Genomic DNA, 20,812 nt, shown 5'->3' with positions numbered 1-20,812 from the left:
CTAATTCAGAACCATCGCTGGAAAGCCGGCGTGAGCAGCAGGCCGAGGGCCAGAAACGGGCCGAATGGCATCGATGTCTGGCGCTTCATCTGGCGTCCGGCGAGTTGCAGACCGCCCGCTGTCGCGAGCGCGGTCAGGGTGGCAATCAACAGCAACGTTGGAATGCCGGTGACGCCGATCCAGGTCGCGGCGGCTGCGAGAAACTTGACATCGCCAAGCCCGAGCCCCTCGGTTTGTCGTAGCAGGAAATAGAGGCGTCGCAGCAACAAGAACATGACAGCAACCGCGGCGGCTTCACCGAGCGTCTCTAAGCCTTCTGTCAGGTTCCCAAAGACCATCGCTTGCGCAACGCCAAGCATCGCAATCGTAAAATTCAACCCATCCGGAATGATACCGTGACGAAAGTCGATCAGCGCCAATGCGCAGCACACCACGCTAAGGGCGATATAGAATCCGAGGAACTGCACAGATTCATTGGCGATTGGCATGAGCGCTACGATGAATGACGAAATGTGTGAGTGCTTACCAGAATTTCGTTCACGATCAGCAGCTCAATTTTCAAGCAACCACACAAGTACGGAGCGGCCTTTCGGGAATGTGATCGTCGAAAAAACTCTTCACAGCAGAAAACCGCAACGTGCAATCAGTCTGTCACAAAACCGCATAGGAAGGTGACAATATTTCCCGTCGCTGCGAGCGATAGCTGATGCGTGAATGACGGTGAACAAGATGCGAGTGGCGACATGCCTTGCGTTGCTGGTGATGTTGAGCGGTGTGCGTTGTGCATACGCCGGAGTTCTCGATGAAGGCGCCGAACGCTATCGGCCTTACATGGTCGAAGGGATTGATAGCGCGCTAACGGGTGCACAAGCGCTGCGCGAAAAGGCTGCAGCGGGGGATCTCGCGGGCGCGAAGAAAGCCTGGATATCGGCTCGCGCCGGCTGGGAGCGCTCCGAAGTCTTCACGACCGGCTTCGTACCCGAGCTTGACGCGAAGATTGACGCCTGGCCGAACGCCGACAGCGGGTTCCATGCCATCGAAGCGAAATTATTCGGCGCCGGCCAGACCGACGTCGACAAGGATGCTGCCGCTTTGGTCGAAGATCTGAATAATCTGCACGTCAAGCTCAAGGATATGCAGCTCACGCCGCAGGGATTGCTGGATGGTACGGCGCGCCTCGCTTACGAAGTCGGGGAAAGCAAGGCCGATGGTGGCGAATCCCGCATCAGCGGCACCTCGCTCGATGATATGCGCAACAACATCGCCGGCATCGATTTCGCCTACCACACGATTTTCTCCGCCGCCCTCAACACGGCGGACGGCAAGCTCGATGAAATGGTGACGAATCGGATCGAGCTGCTTGAAGCGATTGTTGCGGCGCCCGACCTGCCGCATGTCGATATCCCGCGGTTGCGCCGCGCCAGCGAGGAACTGGTGGTGGCGCTGCAGACTGCTTCGGCAAAGCTTGGACTGCAACGGCCGACGCTGGAGGCCCAGGTGCGATGAACTCGCCTTGGTTGCGGCTGACGGCGCTTGCGTCCGGTCTGCTTGTCGTCGCGTCGCTTGGACGCGCGCTGGCTTTTCCCGTCGACGGCAATCAGACTGTCCTGCCGGCAAAAACCGAGCTGAACGAGGATGCGCTCGACAAGCCGCGCGAGGTGTTCCAATCGGAACGCGCCGGCGCGAAATCGTATATGGTGAATCTCGGCGACCTCGCGTTCAATTCGCCGTCGATCCTGGGCGAGGTGGCACGGCAAGCCGGCGTGAGCTGCGGCACCTGTCATATCAACGGCGTCGGAAACGCCAAGTTCTTCATGCCGAAGATGTCGACGCGGCCGGGAAACTTCGACGTCACCGGCCCCGTTTTCAATCCGAAGGCGAACAATCTCGTGCTCGATCCGGTGAGGATCCCGAGCCTGCGCGGTGCGCGCTATCTCGCGCCGTACGGCAGCGACGGGCGATCGGCTTCGCTGCGCGACTTCATCCGCAACGTCATCGTGAATGAGTTCGCCGGGCCCGAACCGTCGCCTGCGATCATCGACGCCATCGTCGCCTATGTTCAGGACATCGACTTCCTGCCCAATCCGAGCCTCGGTCCCGGTGGCCGGCTGGTTGGCAATGTCAGCGAGTCCGAACGTCGCGGCGAAGCCTTGTTCTCCAAACCATTTCCGCATGATCCCGGCTTGAGCTGCGCCGGTTGTCATGTCCCGTCGGCCGCCTTTGTCGACCACCAACAACATGACGCTGGCTCCGGCGGTCTGTTCAAGACGCCGACCCTGCGCAACGCGGATTTCAACGCACCCTATTTTCACGACGGCCGCTTCGACAGCTTTGATCAGGTCGTCGATCATTTCGACCGCGCATTCGATCTTGGCCTGTCGGCGCAGGACAAGCGCGACCTCGTGGCCTATCTCACGGCGGTTGGCGATGGCGTGCAACCCTATGAGCGCGATGGCGCGGGTGCGACGCTTAAGGAAATCAATGACTTCAACATGGTACTCGCGACCGCAATTCCTTCGGGCGACAAGGCCATCGTTGCGCTTGCCGTCGACACCATCGGCCAGGAGCTGCGTGAGCTCACTGAGCGATATCCCGATCGAAAGAACACCAGCGTGTCGGGCGGCGAGCGGCAGCGGGTTTCGGCGCGCAACAGTCTCAAGGAACTCGTCCTCATGCTGCGGCGAATCGACATCGCCGTAAGCGAAGGGCGCAATGCCGACGCCGCGACTGAGTTCAGGAACTATCGCTATCTCATGGCCGCGGCTGTCCCTGCGCTGTTGGCAGGCGCCGAGCCATGGTCGCTGTTCAATCAGGATGTGCATGATCAGCACTACGCGGCGCTGCGCCAGGTGATGCAGTCGAAACATCTGTCTCACTAGGTCGCTGCTGCGTTGCGCGAATTTGTCTCCGTAGAAATTCTCGCGCGATAGCATCGCGCATCACTTCCAAAACTCCTGAGCCTTTGTCGCGCGATGCGAATGCATCGGTCGCGATACATGCATCGCGGCATTGGACGCTACGCAGAAAATTTTTGAACGAGTCAAAATTTCTCGCGCGCTTTCACAGCAACGATAAGCGTGCGTCATGTTGCCGCATTAGACGATGTGTCGCCAACCACAACCTTTGGAGTCGATAATGACTTTCAATCATAAGAAGAACTGGCGAACCACCACGGCACTTTGCGTCATCTCAACAGTCGCTGTCGCAACAGCCGCTTATGCAGCACATTATCCCGGCGGACGAAGTGATTGGGACAAGCGCTCGCATCACAATAATTTCGCCCATGACAAGCAGGGCAACGATCACGACGGGAACGGTCACCACGGCGACAACGGTCACGACAACAATGGCCACCACGGTGACAAGGACAATGATCCGGCTGACAAAGTGAAGACCGCATCGCCGATCAAGCATGTCATCGTCCTGATCGGCGAAAACCGCGGGCTCGACCACACATTCGGAGTGTACAAGCCCAAGGGCAGGGGACAGACCATCTCCAACCTGCTGTCGAAGGGCATCGTCAACGAGGACGGCTCGCCCGGTCCGAACTTTGCGCAAGCCCAGCAATACTCGGTCGCCGCGCAGTCCTCTTTCTATATTGGTGCGCCGACGATCGCGAAGTCGCCCTACAGCGCGACCAACACGATGCCGCAGCCGAACACGGCCGGAACGCCAACCGGGCAGAGCGATACCTCACCTCCGTTCAAGACGATCGCCGAAGCCAGTGTCGAGAAGGACATGGATTCGAGCGACCTGGATATCCTCACGACCGGCTTCAGCGGCCTGCCGACTGGCGCGCTTGATACCCGCGTTCCCGGCGCTGGTCACTTGACCGGACCGTTCGCGCTGCAGGGTGAGCAGATCAGCGACGACGACTACACCGGTGACACCACGCATCGGTTCTATCAGGACTGGCAGCAGGAGGATTGCAGCGCGGCCAGCGTGACCAAAGCCAACAACTCCGGTTGCCTCAATGATCTGTTTCCGTTCGTGATGGCGACCTACTCGGCGTCCAACAAGAGCATGGCCAACTCGATGGGCTTCTATAATGCCCAGCAAGGGCAGGCCCCGATCCTAAAGATGCTGGCTGATCGCTTCACGCTCGGTGACAACTTCCATCAGTCGTTCCACGGCGGCACCGGCGCCAATCACTTCATGCTCGGGACCGGCGACGCAGGCTTCTGGAGCGACGGCAAGGGCAACCCGACCACGCCTCCGGCAAACCAGATCGCAAACCCGAATCCGATGTCCGGAACGGTGAACCGCTATACGGTGGACGGCAACTTCAGCGATTGCTCTGATGTGGCGCATCCCGGCGTCAAGCCGATCGTGACCTATCTGAACAATCTGCCGTATGCGGCCGAGCCGAACTGCAAGCCCAACCATTACTACATGCTCAACAACACCGATCCGGGCTATCTGCCGAACGGTGCGCTGGCGGGCGGAAGCAGCATGCCGCCGTCGTCGGTGCGGACCATCGGCGATGCACTGATGGACAAGAAGATCTCCTGGGCTTTCTACGGTGGTGCGTATAATGACGCCGTGGCGCTTTCGAATGCCGCGGTTGCCGCCAATCCGAACAATCCGGATCTCAATGCGGCGGCGCTCGCCGATCCGGCTCACGCGCTCGGTGTGGCCTACTGCCAGATCTGCAATCCGTTCCAGTATGCGACCTCGATCATGGCCAACCCGACCGTGCGTCAGGCTCACATCAAGGACACTGCCGATCTGATCACGGCGATCCAGGACAACAAGTTGCCTTCGGTGTCGTTCGGCAAGCCGGACGGTCTGCTAGACGGCCACCCGCAAAGCTCGAAGGTCGATCTGTTCGAGGCCTATGTGCTGAATGTCTTAAACGCGCTGGACAACAATCCGGAGCTCAAGGCGGAGACCGCGGTGTTCATCACCTGGGACGAAGCCGGCGGCTACTGGGACTCGGGCTACATCCAGTCGATCGATTTCTTCGGTGATGGACCGCGTATGCCGATCCTCATCCTGTCGCCCTATTCGACCGGCGGCAAGATCTACCACAACTACGGTGACCACGTTTCGTTGCTGAAATTCATCGAACGTAACTGGAATCTGCAGCCGCTGACGAACCGCAGCCGCGACAACCTGCCGAACCCGACATATTCGCGGAACAACGAGTATGTGCCGACCAACAGCCCCGCGCTTGCTGACATGTTCGATGCGTTCGATTTCAGCAAGCCGGTTGCACTGTCCTATACCGAGTAGCTGAGCAGCGTTCCAAGAACGACTGGTCTGAAGATGGTGCCGATCGAGCCAATGGTTCGGTCGGCGCCACCGCATTTTTGTGCCGCCGAGGTTTTGCCGATGGATCGAGATCGGATGCTGGGGAGCAAGAGGCTGCGAGCATGCCTGCTTGCCTTGGTCGGTTCGGCGCTTGCCGGCACCTCAGCCGCGGCGCAGCAGTTTTCCGCGGACCTTGTCGCGAGACGAGGTGAAAAGGTCGTGCGTGTGGGAAGCCTGCACGTGTCCGAAAGCAAGGTGAGGATCGAGACAACCGATTTCGCCGATGGCTTCTTTCTGATCGATGGGGCGGAGCCTGCGGCCGCTTTCGTGCGCCCGCGCGCGAAGGTGTTCATGGACGCAAGGCAGTCAAGTCCGTTGACACAAATGTTTGTCCCGGTCGATCCCGATGAACCCTGCCGGCAATGGTGGGCGATGGCATCGCTGGCGGCGCCGGTGGAGCCCGATAATTGGCATTGCGAGCGCGACGGGGAGGGAACAGTCGGAGATCGCAAGGCGGACGTCTATCGGATCGTTGCGGCTCCCGGCGGCGGCTTTGTCGGGTGGATCGACCGCGAGCGCAAGTTTCCGGTGCAGATCAAGACCGGGGACGGAACGATGATCGCCATCGAGAACATCCGCGACGAGCTGCAGCCGGCGCAAACGTTCGAAATTCCCTCTGGCGCGCGCAAATTCGATCCGCGGGCGTTGATCGATCGTATCAGGCAGAGCGACGTATGGGTCGCTCCGCCCGCGTCGGAGTGAGCGATTACTGGGCTTGCTTGGTCGCTGTTTGCAGCATCCGTCCAAGCGCCGCATAGTGCGACTGGTGGACGTTGGCGTTGAACAGCGACCACGGTTCGGCTTTCTTCAAGGTGACGGGGACGTCGAAGGTGGCGAGCATCGAGAACGTCTCGTATTCGGCCATGGCCTCGTCGAGATGGCCGGCTGCGACCGCAAGATCAATCCGGCGCAGGCTGAGAACCAGGTCCTTGACGGCGGTCCGCGCCGCAAGCCGCTCCTCCTGGCCCCCGACCGAAGCATACCTGATATCCGGAATATGCTCGGTCAATTCACGCAATTCAGCGCCTACGCCCGTGACGGCCAGCGACACCACGGCTGTATCCGCGGCGGGGATGGCGAGCTCCAGGACGCTCGCGAGCTCACGCACTTCCTTCATCCGAATCGCCACGCCGTCCTTGTCGAACGGGCGGTCGCCGTCGCCGACCGCAGTCAGATAGGCGACGAGATCCTGCGTGTCCTGCGACGAGAGACCGAGCTCGAAGCTGCGGTCGAAATGTCGGACCACTTCTTCATAGCTGTCGTAGCGGCCATCGTGGAAGTAGGGCGCGTTGAAATTGGCGTTGAGCAGGGTCGGCGTTTTCACCAGGCCCCCCGAGCCCACGTCATGGCGGGCCTGGTCGGTGAAGACACCCGTTGGAACATGGCAGGTGGCGCAGTTCAGTTGGGGCTGGTGCGGAAACGGCTTGAAGAACAGTTGCTCGCCGTGGCGCTCGGCGGCGCTTGCTTGTGCGCTAAGCATGCCGCCGGGTGAAAGCCTGGGATTGGGGAGAAAATCGATGTCGGTGATGTAGGCGACAAGGCCGTCCAGGACGGCATCGCTCGGTCGCGGCCCCTGAAACTCGTTTACGATGACGTTATATATAAAGTCGCGCAGCGAGGTGATGCGGCCGTCGTGCCCGTAGGGCGCCAGGAAGCGCGCGCCGCGCAGGCTGGGGATCCGAACCGGATCGAGAATGCTGTTGAATGCCTTCGGATTGAACATCAGGCTGGTGGTGTCGAAGGTGCCGGGGCGCGAGGAGGCACCGGGAACGAACAGCTTCGGATTCGATGTCCCGTTGACGTGACAGGTGCCGCAGCTCATTTCCGCCTGCCGCGCCTTGCCGCCCAGGATGGAAGGCGAGTTGAATGCGAGATCGCCAAGATTGACCAGGTAGGACTTGTGCCCACCCACGGCTTCCGAGTGGAACAGTTCGCGCGGCTTCGCCAGCGCTTCCTCGGAAAATTCCGTCCCGGTCGGCAAGACCGTCTGATCGCCGCCCAAAGGAAACGCCTCTGTCCGCAAGGGAATGAGCGCTGCAACAAGCGCGATCAGCACGATCAAAGCGCACGAAGTGGTGCGATGCGCGGCAGCCGCGCCGTTTCGGCGCGAGCGGCACGCAAGAATGTCCCTGGTCATCACGACAAAGCCCCTGCAGCAATTTAGTTGGGCGGTCTGTGAACAGCAGATGTCGCACGGATGACAGTGTCCCTGCTGGCGAGACCGCAGCTGGACTGGATAGACAGAACTTGTCGTCGGTTTGATGACGATCAGATGGCAGAGCATACCTCGATATCCGTCTAAGCATGGCGATGACGTCTCAGCGTGTGCGCGACTCCTTGCATTGTCGGAAAACAGTCATCGGATCGAAATGTGCGGCAGATAGCCTCACCTTGTTTCATTCCATCTTTGCTCTCAGGGGAGAAAACCATGCGGCTTTGGGGAGCCATTCCCGCGCTCACATTGGCTGTTGGTGCGATCGCTGTCGCGCCGGTGGCCAAGGCAGAGAATCTCGTCGACAAGATCGTCGACCAGTTCAAGCACGACAAAGGCGATGACTTCAAACATCATGACCATGGTCATGATCACGGTCACCATGACCATGACAGTCTGCTGAAGGCATACAAGCACGTCGTGATCATCTATCAGGAGAATCACAGCTTCGATAACCTCTACGGCCACTGGGGCGACGTCGGTCGTGACAACATCAACGGCGTTTCCGACGCCGATCAGCCGCACACGCTGCAGGTCCGCCAGGACGGCAAGACGGTCTACACCTGCCTGTTGCAGAATGACGTCAACCTGACCTCTCCCTCGCCGTTGCCGACGAGCTGCACCGACAATGGAAGCTCGGTCGCCATCCTCAGCGCCTTCAAGAACAAGCCGTTCGAAATCAACGACTTCATTCCGACGTCGGCAACCACCTGCCCGAAACCGATCGGCGCTTTCGCGTCTCACGGCTTCCTCAACGGCACCGGTCTGCCCGGCGGCTGCACGGAGGACATCGTGCATCGCTTCTACAGCGAGCAGTATCAGATCAATGGTGGCCGGCAGAACCGCTACATGACCGGCAGCGATGCTGCGGGTCTCGTGATGGGCTATTACGACACCAAGAAGCTGCCGATCTACCGCTATCTGCACGATCGCGGCGCGCCGAATTACGTCATCGCCGACAGCTTCTTCCAGGGCGCCTTCGGCGGTTCGTTCCTTAACCACCAGTTCCTGGTCGCGGCCGCCGCTCCGCAATTCGTCGGCGCGTCCAACGACGGCAGCGCCACCGACCTGCACTCCATCGTCGACGCCAACGGCATGCCGACCAGCACGCCGCTTTACGCCCCGCTTTCCACGGTGAAGGATGCGCAACTGACCGCCAAGTGCAGCCAGGCTGGTTTGCCGGCCGGGCTCGCCTGCGGCGACTATGCCGTCAACACCACCCAGCCATTCTATCAGCCCTATTCGCCCGGCACGGCGGATGCCCGGCGCCTGCCACCGCTCAACACGCCCAACATCGGCGACAAACTGTCAGCCAAGCACGTCGACTGGGCCTGGTATTCGGGCGGCTGGTCGAACGCCAATGGTGACGTCGGCGCTTCGGGCTGGACCAACGGAAACGGCACCACCTGCACCGACCCGAACCATCTGCCCACGGCGGTCTTCCCCAATTGCGCCGACGTGGACTTCCAGTTCCACCACCAGGCGTTCAACTATTTCGCCAACTACGCGCCCGGCACGAAGGCCCGCAAGGATCATCTGAAGGATGAGGCGGAGTTCATCCAGGCGGCAAAGAACGGCAGGCTGAAGGACGTCAGCTTCATCAAGCCGATCGGTGAAGAGAACGAGCATCCTGGCTATGCCAGCGAGGCCGAAGGCAGCCAGCATCTGGTTGACCTGGTCAAGGCGATCACCGAGGGGCCGGACGGCAAGGACACCCTCATCATCATCACCTATGACGAGTTCGGTGGTCAGTGGGATCATGTCCCGCCGCCGCCCCACAATCGTCGCGGCGATGACGCGAAGGCTGCGGACCAGTGGGGACCTGGCACCCGTATCCCCGCGCTCTTGATCTCCAAGCGCTTCGAGAAGTCTGGCGTCGCCCACGAGGATTACGACACCACCTCGATCCTCAAGCTGCTCGAGAAGCGCTTTGACCTCGATCCCGTCGTGACCCGGCCGGTGCGCAACCTCGCAGTGGCGCTCAAGGCCGGCGATTCCGATCGCCACTGAGGACAGTCTGGAAGACGAGCTGGCCCGCATCCACGCCGGATGCGGGCCAGTTGATTCAAGTTTTGCCGGCGGATTCTGTCACGCCTCGCCATCCCGTAGGATGGGTAGAGCGCAGCGAAACCCATCCTACGATTAGAACCGCGCGTCGGTGTCGTCCCGGGCTTGACCCCGGACGACGAGGGGAAGAGATCACGTTTTCAAACGTAAAATAGCTCTCCGCCGTCATCGTCCGGCTCGAGCGAGCATCAGCTCGCTCAGCCTGCGGGTCATCGCGGCAAGATCGAGCGGCTTCTCCCATAGCTGGATGGCTTCAAATTCCGGGTCGATCGCGCTCCTGTCATAGCCGGTCGTGAAGACGAATGGGATGCCGCGCGACCGCAACGCATGTGCGACCGGGAATATCGACGCATTTCTGAGATTGACGTCGAGCACTGCGCCGTCGACCGCCCGAACTCCAGTCAGGATGGCCAGCGCATCCTCGACATCGCCGAACGGCCCCTCGATCTCGGCGCCGAGCGCCCGGCACGCCCGCGCGATATCGTCGGCGAGGAAATATTCGTCTTCGACGACGAGGATGCTGCGTCCGGTCAGGACGCCGCGTTCGCGAAGAAGGACAGGTGCTGCCATCATACCTCGAGCCTCCTTCGCCGCCCGAATCCTATTGAAGTTAGGAACATGAGGCGAAGCCGCGCCTTGTCGTAAACACTCCAGAGTACGACGGGTTCCATGGTCAACCGCGACATTATCGTCATCGGGGGCTCTGCCGGCGCGACGGCGCCGCTGAAGGACATTTTGAGCAAGCTGCCGGCCAACCTGCCCGCCGCGCTGTTCATTGTACTGCACATCCCGGCCCAGGGGATTGGAGTCCTCTCGACCGTGGCAAGCGCGGCCGCCAAGCTGCCGGTTCGCCAAGCGGAAAACGGCATGCTCATCGAGCATGGCAATATCTATCTCGCACCGCCGGACCATCATCTGCTGGTGTTCAGGGATCATATGATGTTGGGCCGCGGCCCGCGTGAGAATATGGTGCGCCCGGCGATCGATCCCTTGTTTCGATCCGCGGCGCTGCACTATGGATCCCGGGTGATCGGCGTTGTTCTCAGCGGATTTCTGTCCGATGGAGCGGCCGGCCTGAATGCGATCAAGCGCTGTGGCGGCTTCGCGCTGGTACAGGACCCCAAAGACGCGATTTCCGACGAGATGCCCCTGCGTGCGCTCGAGGCGACGACCGTCGACCTCTGCGTGCCCGGCGCACGGATCGGTGACGTGCTGTCCGACCTGGTTCGGGAGGCGCCGGGTGCCGCGCGGCCGATCCCGCCGGAGATCCGGCTGGAAGTCGAGATCGCCGCAGGCGAGCGCATCGGCAGCGATAGCCTGCTCCCGATTGCTGATCCGGCGTCCCTGACTTGCCCGAGCTGCGGCGGCGTACTTTCCGAGCTCAAGGACAGTCATCCGCTGCGTTTCCGCTGCCAGGTCGGCCATGCCTTCACCGTCGACGTGCTGGCCAAGGAGCAGGAAGGCCGGGTTGACGAAGCCTTGCGGGTGGCGCTGCGGATCATCGAGGAGCGCGCCGAACTGGTTCACCGCATGGCGCTTGATGGCCGCCAGAGCGGCCGGGCCGCGGTAGCCCAAATGTACGAGGCGCGGGCGGCGGAATATCGCGAATATGCCGACATGATCCGGCGCGTCGTGCTAAAGTCGCTGGACCCGCGGCCTTCCAAAGCTTAGGCGGTGCCAATGGTCATATCGCTTGCCGAGCGTGCCGAAGAGCTCAGGGCCGAGCGGCGTGTTCTGCTCAAGGCCGACGGCGATATCGAGGAAGGCTTGAAACGGCTCCAGAACCAGCAGGATCTGCTGCTCGATCTGCAGGCTGCCGGTCACGATACGACGCAGGCCGAACGCCTGGTCGTTCTGCTCGAGCAGACCCTGCTGCAATGGGAGCACCATCGCACGCTGATCGAGCAGCGCATCGCGTATCTTGAGAATGAGATCTATCCGCTGTCGATCAAGGGGACGTGAGGCGTCCAGGCTTCGTGATCCGGCGCCAAGCCCGAGCGTACGTCGCACTGCTGCAGCGCGCTCTGCCTCCGGCGACAGCTCGCGGTCAGCCGCCGTCCATCAGGGCGGTGAGTTCTTCAAGGCATTTTGTGGGTTCCGCGGCCGTCTTCGGCGGTATGCGCGTTCTCCCGACACTTTATGCGCAAGGACCTCGTGGCGCCGGGCGACCAGATCGCACTCTCGCGCGTTATTTCGCCGTAATCTCTGTTGGGATAGTGTCCAATTCTGCTATGGGCGTGGTTTGGCAAGCTGAATCAGGCCGTGACAGAACAACGAGAGCCGCCGCCCCATGAGTGAACCCGGATCGGAACCAGCGGATGGCCGGCGTCGGGCCAAGGCGCCGTTGATCATCGGCGTCGGCGCGTCCGCCAGCGCGATGAATAGTATCGAGCGTTTCTTCTCAAAACTGACGCTGAATTCCGACCAGACCATCGTGTTGGTGTTGCAGCACCGTGAGGCGTTCGACGAACGGCGGCTGCGAGAGATGCTGGAGCGTTCGGAAGGCACCAAGCTTTCCGAAATCGAGGACGGCGCCGCGATCGAAGGCAGCACGATCTATCTCTGCCCCGCCAACAGGATCGTCAGCATCCATGGCGATCGACTGGCGATCCGTGCGGCCGAGCAGGCGCCGGGCGAACGCGCTACGGTCGACAGCTTCCTGGTATCGCTCGCGGAAGACCGGGCCGAGGAGGCGATCGGCGTCGTTCTCGCCGGAACCGGCGGCGACGGGACGCTGGGTGTGGCGACCCTGAAGGACCACGGCGGGCTGGCCATCGCCGAACGTGTCGCCAGCGATCATGCCGACCCACACGCCGACAGCAACAATGCGGCCGCAATCGCCGATTTCGTGCTGCCGCCTGACGACATTCCCGAGCACATCCAGGTTTATGCCCGCCATCTGCGGCGGCTGGAGGAGAGGCAGGGATTTGACGAAATCCTCGCCGCCGCCGCCAGTTCGCTGTCGCGTATCGCCGACATCCTGCGCAACAAGACCGGTAATGATTTTCACGGCTATAAGCAGAACACCTTCCTCCGCCGGGTGCAGCGGCGCATGCAGGTGGTGCAGATCGACGAGATCGCCGCCTATGTCGATCACCTAAGGCAGGACAAGGATGAGGCGCAGCACCTGTTCAATGACCTCCTGATCGGGGTCACCGAATTCTTCCGCGACAAGCGCGAATTCGAGGTGCTGGAAACCCAGGTGATCCCGAAAATTTTCGAGAACAAGGCTGCGGGCCAGCAGGTCCGCGTCTGGGTGCTGGGTTGTGCCACCGGAGAAGAGGCCTATTCGATAGGCATCCTGCTTCGCGAGTACATGGCCAAGCTCGACTCGCCGCCGCAGGTGCAGATCTTTGCCACCGATATCGATGGGCGCGCGCTTGCCGCGGCCCGGGTCGGTCGCTATCGGACCACTATCGACGGCGACATGTCGCCGGAGCGGTTGGCGCGCTGGTTCGTCCGCGAGGGCGACACCTATTGCGTGGTGAAGGACCTGCGCGAGATGTGCATCTTCTCGCAACATAACGTCATCAAGGACGCGCCGTTCTCGAAGCTCGATCTGGTGTCCTGCCGCAACCTCCTGATCTACCTGAACGCCGAACTGCAGAATCGGGTCATTCCCCTGTTCCACTTCGCCTTGCTGCCGGACCGCTTCCTGTTCCTCGGCAACTCCGAGAACGTAACGCGGCATCCAAAACTGTTCGCGCCGGTGGATCGTCGGGCACGCATCTTCAAGAAGCTCGAGACCGGCACCCGCCTGCCGCCGGAATTCCCGATCACGACGGCGGCCGGGCGCGCGACCGTCGAAGTCCCTCCGGTGCGATCCCTCGGTCCCGATGTCGGGCTGGAGCGCCGTGCCCAGCGCATCGCCGAACGCTACGCGCCCGCCTATGTCATCACCGACGAGAATTTTCAGATTCTGCATTTCTCCGGCCGCACCGGCCGCTATATCGAGCCGACCGCGGGTGCGGCGACGCTCGACCTGCTCAGTCTCGTGCACCGCGATCTCCGGCTGGAGTTACGGACCGCGCTCGGCCGGGCAGCCGAAACCAAGGAGACGGCGCATGCCGAGCAGGTGCAACTCGGCGTGAACGGCCATCGCATACTGGTCGATATCACCGTCGAGCCGATTCAGGAGGGCGCTGCCGGCCACCGCAATTTCGTCGTGCTGTTCAAGGATGGTCCGCTGCGCGTCGTCGATAGCAAGGAGAATAATCCCAATGCGCTGGTCAGGACCGAGCACGTCGAGCGGCTTGAGAGCGAATTGCGGGCGACGCGCGAGCGTCTGCAGGCCACCATTGAAGAGCTCGAAAGCACCAACGAGGAACTGAAATCCTCCAACGAGGAATATCAATCGCTGAACGAGGAATTGCAGTCGGCGAACGAAGAGCTGGAGACCTCGCGCGAGGAGCTGCAGTCGGTCAACGAGGAGTTGACGACCGTCAATGGCGAGCTGGCGCACCGCGTGCAGGACCTGACGCGTGCCACCAGCGACCTGAAGAACTTCCTCGAGAGCACGCAGATCGCGACCGTGTTCCTGGACAATGACCTCAAGGTGATGAATTTCACGCCGGCGATCACCCAGGTGCTGCACCTGGTCGACACCGACGTCGGCCGGCCGATCGCACATATCAAGGCGCGGATTCCGATCGAGGAGCTCTATGACGAGGTTCGCCGCGTACTGCGCACGCTCGCCAGCGCCGAGCGCGAACTCAGCGCGCCCGACAGCGGCACGCGCTACATCGTCCGCGTCCTGCCGTACCGGAGCATCGACAATTTCATTGCCGGCGTCGTCATCACCTTCATCGACGTCACCGCGATCACGCGCGCGGAGGAACGGCAGCGGCTGCTGCTCGCCGAGCTTCAGCACCGCGTCCGCAACACGCTCGGCGTCGTCCGCTCGATTGCGCGCCGCTCGGCTGAAACCAGCTCGAGCGTCGACGAATATGCTGCGCATCTCGACGGCCGCCTGAACGCATTCGCGCGCACCCAGGCGCTGGTGACGCGCGACCCCGAAGCCGGCGTCGATCTTGAATACCTCGTCATCGAGGAGCTGCTCGGCTACAATGCCCATGAGGGCGAGCAATTGCGCGTCTCCGGCCCGCAAGTACGTTTCCAGGCAAAGCCGGCGGAGACTTTCGCGCTCGCCCTCCACGAACTTGCGACCAACGCGCTCAAATACGGCGCGCTGAGCCGGCCTTCCGGGCGCATCGAGGTCACTTGGCGGATCGACGACGCGGTCGATCCGCCGCGACTGGTTTTCGACTGGCGCGAGCGGGGCGGACCGCCCGTCACGCCGCCGCCGCGCAAGGGTTTTGGCACCGAACTGCTGGAGCGGACGCTGGCGTTCGAGTTCAAGGGGCAGACCATGATCATGTACAATGCTGGTGGCCTTCACTGTACCATTACCATTCCGTTGAGCCGGCGGACCATCCATACGCCCGCGGTGGACGGCTAAATGCATCCCCCAGCCATTGAGGGAAACCCGGCGCAGCCGGTGATCCGGCGGCTGAATGCGCTGCGGCGCTTGTCGGACGATGGGATCGCCGCGCTCGAACGGGCGATACGCGAGGGTATGCTGCACGTCGGCCCGGGCGAGGACCTGATCAGCGAGGGGGATGCGGTCCATGGCGTGCGGATCCTGCTGTCGGGCTGGCTGTGCCGCTACAAGACGCTGGAGGATGGAAGGCGCCAGATCGTCAATTTCATCCTGCCAGGCGAAACCTGCGATGCTTATGCCTATCTGCTGCCGGTGATGGATCATTCCATCGCGAGCCTGACGCCAGTGGTCTACGCCGAGGTCAAGCGCGCGCAATTCGAAGCACTGGTGGCGCACGACAGCTCGGTCGCGGAGGCGTTCTGGTGCGAGACGCTGGTGAACAACGCGATCCAGCGCGAATGGGCGATCAATCTCGGCCGCCGGCTGGCGCTCGAGCGCGTAGCGCATCTGCTATGCGAGATCTATGAACGGCTGCGGCCGGTCGGCCTGATCGACGGCAATTCCTGCGCCTTTCCGGTGACCCAGATGGATCTGGCCGATGCGACCGGCCTCTCGGTGGTCCATCTCAACCGCACGCTGCAGGACTTGCGCAGCTCCGGCCTGATCCTGCTGCGCGAACGGACGCTGACGATCACCGACCTGGACGTGCTCAAGAGCACGGCGCTGTTCTCGCCGAACTACCTTCATCTCTATCGAGCGTGAGCGGCGTCGCTGGTATCCCATTTTAGGAACCGGGAACCGGTTCCCTTTGTTGAGTGCTCAGCTTGAGTATGCCGATCAGGCTGAATCTTCACCTCTCCCGCTTGCGGGAGAGGTCGGCGCGTTGCGCCGGGGTGAGGGCGCTCTCCACTCGGGGAGTCCCAATGCGGAGGCACCCCCACCCCAGCCCTCCCCCGCAAGCGGGAGAGTGCAGCTTCGCCGGGGCAATCTTTCGACCCGATCGGCGATTGCACTTGAGGTCCGCGGCGGCCGGCTGGCCGGCGGTCCGCTCGAAAGGATACCATCATGGAGATCACGACATTCAAGGACATGTACCTTGCCGAACTGCAGGAACTTGTCAGCGTCGAGCAGCAGCTTGGCGAGGCGTTGCTGCGCATGGCCAAAGTGGCCTCGCATCCTTCGCTAAGGGCTGCGCTCGAGCGGCACCAGCGGGAAACCATCATGCAGGAGGAGCGGCTGCGGTCGATCCTGGAGAAGCACGATGCCGCCGCCGAGCAACATACGGATCAGGCCATGCAGGCGCTGATCCGTGAGGCCGAGAAGATGTGCGTAATCCTGAAGGATGGTTACCTTCGCGACGCCGGTCTGATCGCCTCGGCACAGAAGCTCGAGCATTACGAGATCGCAGCCTATGGCAGTGTGGCCGCGCTCGCGGGCCAGCTCAACCTTCGGGAGGACCAGCGGCTGCTGCACAACGCGCTCGATGAGGAAAAGCGCGCGGACGAATTGCTGACGACGCTTGCCAAGGGTGAAATCAACCAGGACGCACTGGCGGCCTGATCGTCCGCTCCCGCGACGTTGCGCAATTGCCGCCCCGATTGGCGGGCGAATTCGAAATACCCCAGATGTCAGCTCGACATTGGGCGGGGTATGGTATTGTTCGGATTTGCAATGGGCGGTGCCGATGGGCTCGGTACCGCTTGCCCAAGGAGGATGCTCCGATGCGCAACGACAAGGAAGATGCGCTCAGCCAATCGCTGCGAAACCCGCATCCCGTTCGCTCCGCCGCCACTCAACGTCCGTCGCGCCGGACCGTGCTTCAGAACATTGGAATTGCCGGTCTGTCGCTCGCCGTATCGCCGGCCTTAGCCGACGAAATGGTCAAATTGCCGTTTGCGAGCGGGCCGCGGGAACGGCCGATCACGCATGCTTTTCCGCAAAAAGGCGACATGATCCTGCAGCGGGTGCGGCCGCCGCTGCTCGAAACGCCGCTGGACGTGTTCGACCGCGGCGTCTTCACGCCGAACGACCAGTTCTACGTGCGCTGGCACTGGGCCGAGATCCCGAATTCGGTCGATGTGAACGCCTTCAGGCTTGCGGTGCGTGGGCATGTCGATCGGACGCTGTCGCTGTCGATAACGGACATCCTACGCGACCTGCCCCGGGTGGAGCTTGCCGCGGTCAATCAATGCTCCGGCAATTCGCGCGGCTTCTTCTCGCCACGCGTGCCCGGCGCGCAATGGGCGAATGGCGCCATGGGCAACGCCAGATGGGCCGGCGTACGGCTGAAGGACGTGCTGGATCGCGCCGGCGTCAAGGCCGGCGCCGTTCAGGTCCGCTTCAAGGGATTGGACGAGCCAGTGGTGCCGGAGGCTCCGACCTTCAGGAAGTCGCTTGCGATCGATCATGCCCGCGACGGCGAAGTGATGATCGCCTACGCCATGAATGGCGAGCAACTGCCGTTGCTCAACGGCTTCCCGCTGCGCCTGATCGTGCCGGGATGGTACTCGACCTATTGGATCAAGATGCTCAGCGACATCGAGGTGCTCGACAAGCCGGATGACAACTACTGGATGGCCGTCGCCTATACGATCCCCGACACGCCGCACGCCAGCGTCGCGCCGGGACAGAGCGGCGTGAAGATGGTGCCGATCAACCGGATGGTGCCGCGCTCGTTCTTCACCAATATCGCTGACGGCGCGTCCTTCACCGCGGGCACGCGCGTGCCCCTTCGCGGCATCGCCTTTGGTGGTGACACCGGCGTCGCCAAGGTCGAGTTTTCCAGCGACGGCGGCAAGTCATGGCAATCGGCCAGGCTTGGCGATGATTTCGGCAAATACGGCTTTCGCCAGTGGCAGACGGATGTTGCGCTTGCCGATAAAGGCGATCACGCGCTCATGGTCCGCTGCACCAATTCCGCAGGCGAGGTCCAGCCGGACACGCCGAACTGGAACGGCAGCGGCTTCATGCGCAACGTCATCGAGACCGTGCAGATCAAGGCAGTGTAGGAGCTGATCATGCTGAAAGGTCTCGCTGCGATCGGCTGCTTCGGAACCGCGCTGCTATGCTCGACGCCGGCCTGGGTTCAGGATCTGCCGGTGATCAAATCGACGACGGTGGAGCTGCCGGCAGGCGATGCCTTGTTTCCCGGCGGCTCCAGCGCCGACGCGATCAACAACAATTGCCTCGCCTGCCATTCGCCGGACATGGTGCTGAACCAGCCGCCGCTGCCCAAGGCGGCCTGGGAAGCCGTGGTGCACAAGATGATCAACGTCTACAAGGCGCCGATCGGCGAGGCGGACGTGCCGGCGATCGTCAGCTATTTGGTGAAGGCCAAGGGCAAGGATTGAGGGCACGCGGGGAGCCGCGCGCCCGGTGCGTCCCTATTGCGCGCTGGCCGGCTATTTCGCCGGCTCGAGCGCCTGCGCAATCGCATCGTCGACGTGCTCGAGCCAGATGAACTCCAGCTTGTCGCGCGCGCCTTGCGGAATGTCGTCGAAGTCGCGCCGGTTGCGTGCCGGCAGCATCACCCTGGTCAGGCCGGCGGCTGCGGCCGCGACGACCTTCTCCTTGATGCCGCCGACCGGCAGCACCAGGCCGCGGAGCGATATCTCGCCTGTCATTGCCGTGTCGTGCCTCACCGTGCGGTTGGTGAGCAGCGAGGACAGTGCGGTGAACATGGCGACGCCGGCGCTCGGACCATCTTTCGGCGTGGCGCCGGCAGGCACATGGACATGGATATCGCTTTTCTCGAACAGCGACGGATCGATCCCGAGCTGCGTGGCGCGGCTTTTCACCAGCGTCAACGCGGCTTGCGCGCTTTCACGCATGACGTCGCCGAGCTGGCCGGTGAGGATCAGCCCGCCTCTGCCGGGCACACGCGTTGCTTCAATGAAGAGAATGTCGCCGCCGACCGGCGTCCAGGCGAGCCCGGTCGCGACACCGGGCACGCTGGTGCGCAGGGCGATCTCGCCTTCGAAACGCGGCTGGCCGAGCACGGTCGCAAGATCCTGCGTGCCGAGCGTCACCTTGGTTGAGCTGCCCTCCGCGATCTGCACCGCGGCATAGCGCAGCGCCTTGCCGATTTCGCGTTCGAGCGAACGGACGCCGGCTTCCCGCGTATAGCCTTTGATGATCGACCGCAGCGCTTCGTCTTCGATCGTGGCCTGGTCCGGCTTCAGGCCGTTGGCCTCGAGCTGGCGGCGCACCAGATAGCGCCGCGCGATCTCGAGCTTCTCGTCCTCGGTGTAGCCGGGCAGGCTGATGATCTCCATTCGGTCCAGCAGCGGTCCCGGAACCGTATCGAGCATGTTCGCGGTCGCTATGAAGGCGACGCGCGAGAGGTCGAAGGGGACGCCGAGATAGTTGTCGCGGAAGGTCGAATTCTGCTCGGGATCGAGCACCTCGAGCATCGCCGCCGACGGGTCGCCCTGGATGCCGCGACCCATCTTGTCGATCTCGTCCAGCATCATGACGCAGGCGCGGGAGCCGGCCTTCTTGATGCCCTGGATGATGTTGCCGGGCAGGGCGCCGATATAGGTGCGGCGGTGCCCGCGGATCTCGGCTTCGTCGTGGACGCCGCCGAGGCTGACGCGCACGAACGGCCGGTCCATGGCGCGGGCGATCGACTGCCCGAGCGAGGTCTTGCCGACGCCGGGCGGTCCGACGAAGCAGAGGATCGGCGCCTTGCCGTGCGGCGCCAGTTTGCGAACCGCGAGATATTCGATGATCCGGGCCTTGATCTTTTCCAGCCCGAAATGATCCTCATCGAGGATGCGCCGCGCTTCTCGGATATCGATCGGCTTTTCGTCCGGCAGCGCCCAGGGTAGATCGATCAGCCAGTCGAGATAGCTGCGGACCATGCCGCCTTCGGCTGCGGCTTCCGGCATCCGCTCATAGCGCCGCAGCTCCTTGCGCGCCTGGCTCTCGGCCTCGGGCGACATCTTCGCCTTGTCGATCGCCGCGCTCAATTCGGCGACCTCCTGCGCCTTGCCTTCGCCTTCGCCGAGCTGGCGCTGGATGGTGGCCATCTGCTCGCGCAGCAGCACTTCACGCTGCCGCTCGTCAAGGGCGGCCTTGGTCTTCTGGCCGATCTCGTTGCTCAGCCGCAGCACTTCGAGCCGCTCGGCGAGATAGCGCGAAACCTTGTCCATCCGGGAGGTGAGGTCGATGGTCTCGAGGATCTCCTGCTTCTCCTGCGGCTTGATGTCCATATAGGACGCCGTGAGATCGGCGAGCGCGCCGGGAGATGTCGTTGCCTGGAAGGCGCCGACCAGCTCGGGCGGCGCCTGCGGCAGGAGCTGGACCGCTTCGACGGCCTGCCTCTGCAGATTCAGAAAGCGCGCCTCGATCTCAGGCGACGTCGTCGCCGGCTCCGGGATGTGAAGCACCCGCGCCGCGGGGAATGGTGTGCCGGGCAGGAAATCCAGGATGCGGGCGCGCTGCACGCCCTGGCAGACGATGTGATGGGTTCCGTCCGGCGCGGTGATGTACCTGACGATATTGGCGATCGTGCAGACGCGGTGCAGGTCGTCAGGACCTGGATCGTCGACTTCGGCGTTTCGCTGCAGCAGGATTCCAATCGGCCGTTGTTCGCGCAGCGCCTGCTGCGCGGCGGCGATCGACTTCGCGCGGGCGATGGTGACCGGAGCGATCACGGCCGGAAACAGCACGATGTTGCGGACCGCGACGATGATCAGCGCATCCGAGGGAATCGCGACCGATTCCGTTTTCGCACCGGCTGCGGCCGAACCGGGATTTTGACTATCAGGCGACATCAT

The 20,812-nt window shown here is 62.5% G+C and carries 16 protein-coding genes; 12 read left to right on the top strand and 4 right to left on the bottom strand.

What is annotated here, in order from left to right; genetic code table 11:
- Positions 1-5 precede the first annotated feature (5 nt).
- Entirely contained in the window at positions 6-488 is a 483-nt protein-coding gene (locus AC5ZG5_RS14170; protein ID WP_456642523.1) for a prepilin peptidase, read from the bottom strand.
- Positions 489-714: 226 nt separating this feature from the next.
- On the opposite strand from AC5ZG5_RS14170, the gene AC5ZG5_RS14165 reads away from it, so the two are divergent.
- From AC5ZG5_RS14165 to AC5ZG5_RS14150, 4 genes are all read left to right on the top strand, one after another.
- A complete protein-coding gene (locus AC5ZG5_RS14165) occupies positions 715-1,506 on the top strand; it encodes an EfeM/EfeO family lipoprotein (protein WP_456642524.1) in 792 nt (263 codons plus the stop codon).
- The gene (locus AC5ZG5_RS14160; RefSeq protein ID WP_456642525.1) at positions 1,503-2,879 is read left to right on the top strand and encodes a cytochrome c peroxidase; all 1,377 of its coding nucleotides are present in this window, start codon (positions 1,503-1,505) and stop codon (positions 2,877-2,879) included. Before AC5ZG5_RS14165 ends, AC5ZG5_RS14160 begins: the two co-directional genes overlap by 4 nt.
- Before the next feature lie 256 nt (positions 2,880-3,135).
- Positions 3,136-5,235: a phospholipase C gene (locus AC5ZG5_RS14155; protein ID WP_456642526.1), complete on the top strand. Its 2,100-nt coding sequence runs from the start codon at positions 3,136-3,138 to the stop codon at positions 5,233-5,235.
- A 114-nt stretch (positions 5,236-5,349) separates the two neighbouring features.
- Positions 5,350-6,015, top strand: coding sequence for a hypothetical protein (locus tag AC5ZG5_RS14150; protein ID WP_456642527.1), 666 nt, complete (start codon positions 5,350-5,352; stop codon positions 6,013-6,015).
- Between the two features lie 4 nt (positions 6,016-6,019).
- Here the strand turns inward: AC5ZG5_RS14150 and AC5ZG5_RS14145 are convergent, their stop codons facing one another.
- A complete protein-coding gene (locus AC5ZG5_RS14145; protein ID WP_456642528.1) occupies positions 6,020-7,450 on the bottom strand; it encodes a cytochrome c peroxidase in 1,431 nt (476 codons plus the stop codon).
- A 291-nt stretch (positions 7,451-7,741) separates the two neighbouring features.
- On the opposite strand from AC5ZG5_RS14145, the gene AC5ZG5_RS14140 reads away from it, so the two are divergent.
- Positions 7,742-9,535 carry an alkaline phosphatase family protein gene (locus AC5ZG5_RS14140; RefSeq protein ID WP_456642529.1) on the top strand — a complete coding sequence of 598 codons (1,794 nt, stop codon included), beginning with the start codon at positions 7,742-7,744 and terminating at the stop codon, positions 9,533-9,535.
- A gap of 222 nt (positions 9,536-9,757) precedes the next feature.
- Here the strand turns inward: AC5ZG5_RS14140 and AC5ZG5_RS14135 are convergent, their stop codons facing one another.
- Entirely contained in the window at positions 9,758-10,165 is a 408-nt protein-coding gene (locus AC5ZG5_RS14135) for a response regulator (RefSeq protein WP_456642530.1), read from the bottom strand.
- 96 nt (positions 10,166-10,261) lie between these two features.
- Here AC5ZG5_RS14135 and AC5ZG5_RS14130 point away from each other — a divergent pair, with 96 nt between their 5' ends.
- The 7 genes from AC5ZG5_RS14130 to AC5ZG5_RS14100 all read left to right on the top strand — a co-directional run bounded on the left by AC5ZG5_RS14130 (position 10,262) and on the right by AC5ZG5_RS14100 (position 18,382).
- Positions 10,262-11,263, top strand: coding sequence for a chemotaxis protein CheB (locus AC5ZG5_RS14130; protein WP_130227104.1), 1,002 nt, complete (start codon positions 10,262-10,264; stop codon positions 11,261-11,263).
- Between the two features lie 9 nt (positions 11,264-11,272).
- Positions 11,273-11,554, top strand: a complete 282-nt coding sequence (locus AC5ZG5_RS14125) for a hypothetical protein (RefSeq protein WP_028162724.1) — start codon at positions 11,273-11,275, stop codon at positions 11,552-11,554.
- 328 nt (positions 11,555-11,882) lie between these two features.
- A complete protein-coding gene (locus AC5ZG5_RS14120; RefSeq protein WP_456642531.1) occupies positions 11,883-15,050 on the top strand; it encodes a CheR family methyltransferase in 3,168 nt (1,055 codons plus the stop codon).
- Entirely contained in the window at positions 15,051-15,794 is a 744-nt protein-coding gene (locus AC5ZG5_RS14115; protein WP_456642532.1) for a Crp/Fnr family transcriptional regulator, read from the top strand.
- A gap of 303 nt (positions 15,795-16,097) precedes the next feature.
- Positions 16,098-16,592: a YciE/YciF ferroxidase family protein gene (locus AC5ZG5_RS14110; RefSeq protein ID WP_456642533.1), complete on the top strand. Its 495-nt coding sequence runs from the start codon at positions 16,098-16,100 to the stop codon at positions 16,590-16,592.
- A gap of 161 nt (positions 16,593-16,753) precedes the next feature.
- Complete coding sequence (locus AC5ZG5_RS14105) at positions 16,754-18,040, top strand: molybdopterin-dependent oxidoreductase (protein WP_456642534.1); 1,287 nt, start codon at positions 16,754-16,756, stop codon at positions 18,038-18,040.
- 9 nt (positions 18,041-18,049) lie between these two features.
- Positions 18,050-18,382: a cytochrome c gene (locus AC5ZG5_RS14100; RefSeq protein ID WP_456642535.1), complete on the top strand. Its 333-nt coding sequence runs from the start codon at positions 18,050-18,052 to the stop codon at positions 18,380-18,382.
- Positions 18,383-18,433: 51 nt separating this feature from the next.
- Here the strand turns inward: AC5ZG5_RS14100 and lon are convergent, their stop codons facing one another.
- On the bottom strand, positions 18,434-20,809 hold the full coding sequence (gene lon / locus AC5ZG5_RS14095; RefSeq protein ID WP_456642652.1) for an endopeptidase La: 2,376 nt from the start codon (positions 20,807-20,809) through the stop codon (positions 18,434-18,436).
- Between the last annotated feature and the right edge of the window lie 3 nt (positions 20,810-20,812).

The sequence above is a fragment of the Bradyrhizobium sp. Ses1 genome, from assembly GCF_059512365.1.
This window is presented reverse-complemented; position numbering and strand designations above follow the sequence as displayed.

Bases quoted from the DNA above. Each gene is read 5' to 3' on its own strand.
- AC5ZG5_RS14155 (WP_456642526.1), top strand. From the start codon at position 3,136: ATGACTTTCAATCATAAGAAGAACTGGCGAACCACCACGGCACTTTGC.
- AC5ZG5_RS14165 (WP_456642524.1), top strand. From the start codon at position 715: ATGACGGTGAACAAGATGCGAGTGGCGACATGCCTTGCGTTGCTGGTG.
- AC5ZG5_RS14140 (WP_456642529.1), top strand. From the start codon at position 7,742: ATGCGGCTTTGGGGAGCCATTCCCGCGCTCACATTGGCTGTTGGTGCG.
- AC5ZG5_RS14115 (WP_456642532.1), top strand. From the start codon at position 15,051: ATGCATCCCCCAGCCATTGAGGGAAACCCGGCGCAGCCGGTGATCCGG.
- AC5ZG5_RS14100 (WP_456642535.1), top strand. From the start codon at position 18,050: ATGCTGAAAGGTCTCGCTGCGATCGGCTGCTTCGGAACCGCGCTGCTA.
- AC5ZG5_RS14110 (WP_456642533.1), top strand. From the start codon at position 16,098: ATGGAGATCACGACATTCAAGGACATGTACCTTGCCGAACTGCAGGAA.
- lon (WP_456642652.1), bottom strand. From the start codon at position 20,809: ATGTCGCCTGATAGTCAAAATCCCGGTTCGGCCGCAGCCGGTGCGAAA.
- AC5ZG5_RS14120 (WP_456642531.1), top strand. From the start codon at position 11,883: ATGAGTGAACCCGGATCGGAACCAGCGGATGGCCGGCGTCGGGCCAAG.
- AC5ZG5_RS14150 (WP_456642527.1), top strand. From the start codon at position 5,350: ATGCTGGGGAGCAAGAGGCTGCGAGCATGCCTGCTTGCCTTGGTCGGT.
- AC5ZG5_RS14160 (WP_456642525.1), top strand. From the start codon at position 1,503: ATGAACTCGCCTTGGTTGCGGCTGACGGCGCTTGCGTCCGGTCTGCTT.
- AC5ZG5_RS14105 (WP_456642534.1), top strand. From the start codon at position 16,754: ATGCGCAACGACAAGGAAGATGCGCTCAGCCAATCGCTGCGAAACCCG.
- AC5ZG5_RS14130 (WP_130227104.1), top strand. From the start codon at position 10,262: ATGGTCAACCGCGACATTATCGTCATCGGGGGCTCTGCCGGCGCGACG.
- AC5ZG5_RS14135 (WP_456642530.1), bottom strand. From the start codon at position 10,165: ATGATGGCAGCACCTGTCCTTCTTCGCGAACGCGGCGTCCTGACCGGA.
- AC5ZG5_RS14145 (WP_456642528.1), bottom strand. From the start codon at position 7,450: ATGACCAGGGACATTCTTGCGTGCCGCTCGCGCCGAAACGGCGCGGCT.
- AC5ZG5_RS14170 (WP_456642523.1), bottom strand. From the start codon at position 488: ATGCCAATCGCCAATGAATCTGTGCAGTTCCTCGGATTCTATATCGCC.
- AC5ZG5_RS14125 (WP_028162724.1), top strand. From the start codon at position 11,273: ATGGTCATATCGCTTGCCGAGCGTGCCGAAGAGCTCAGGGCCGAGCGG.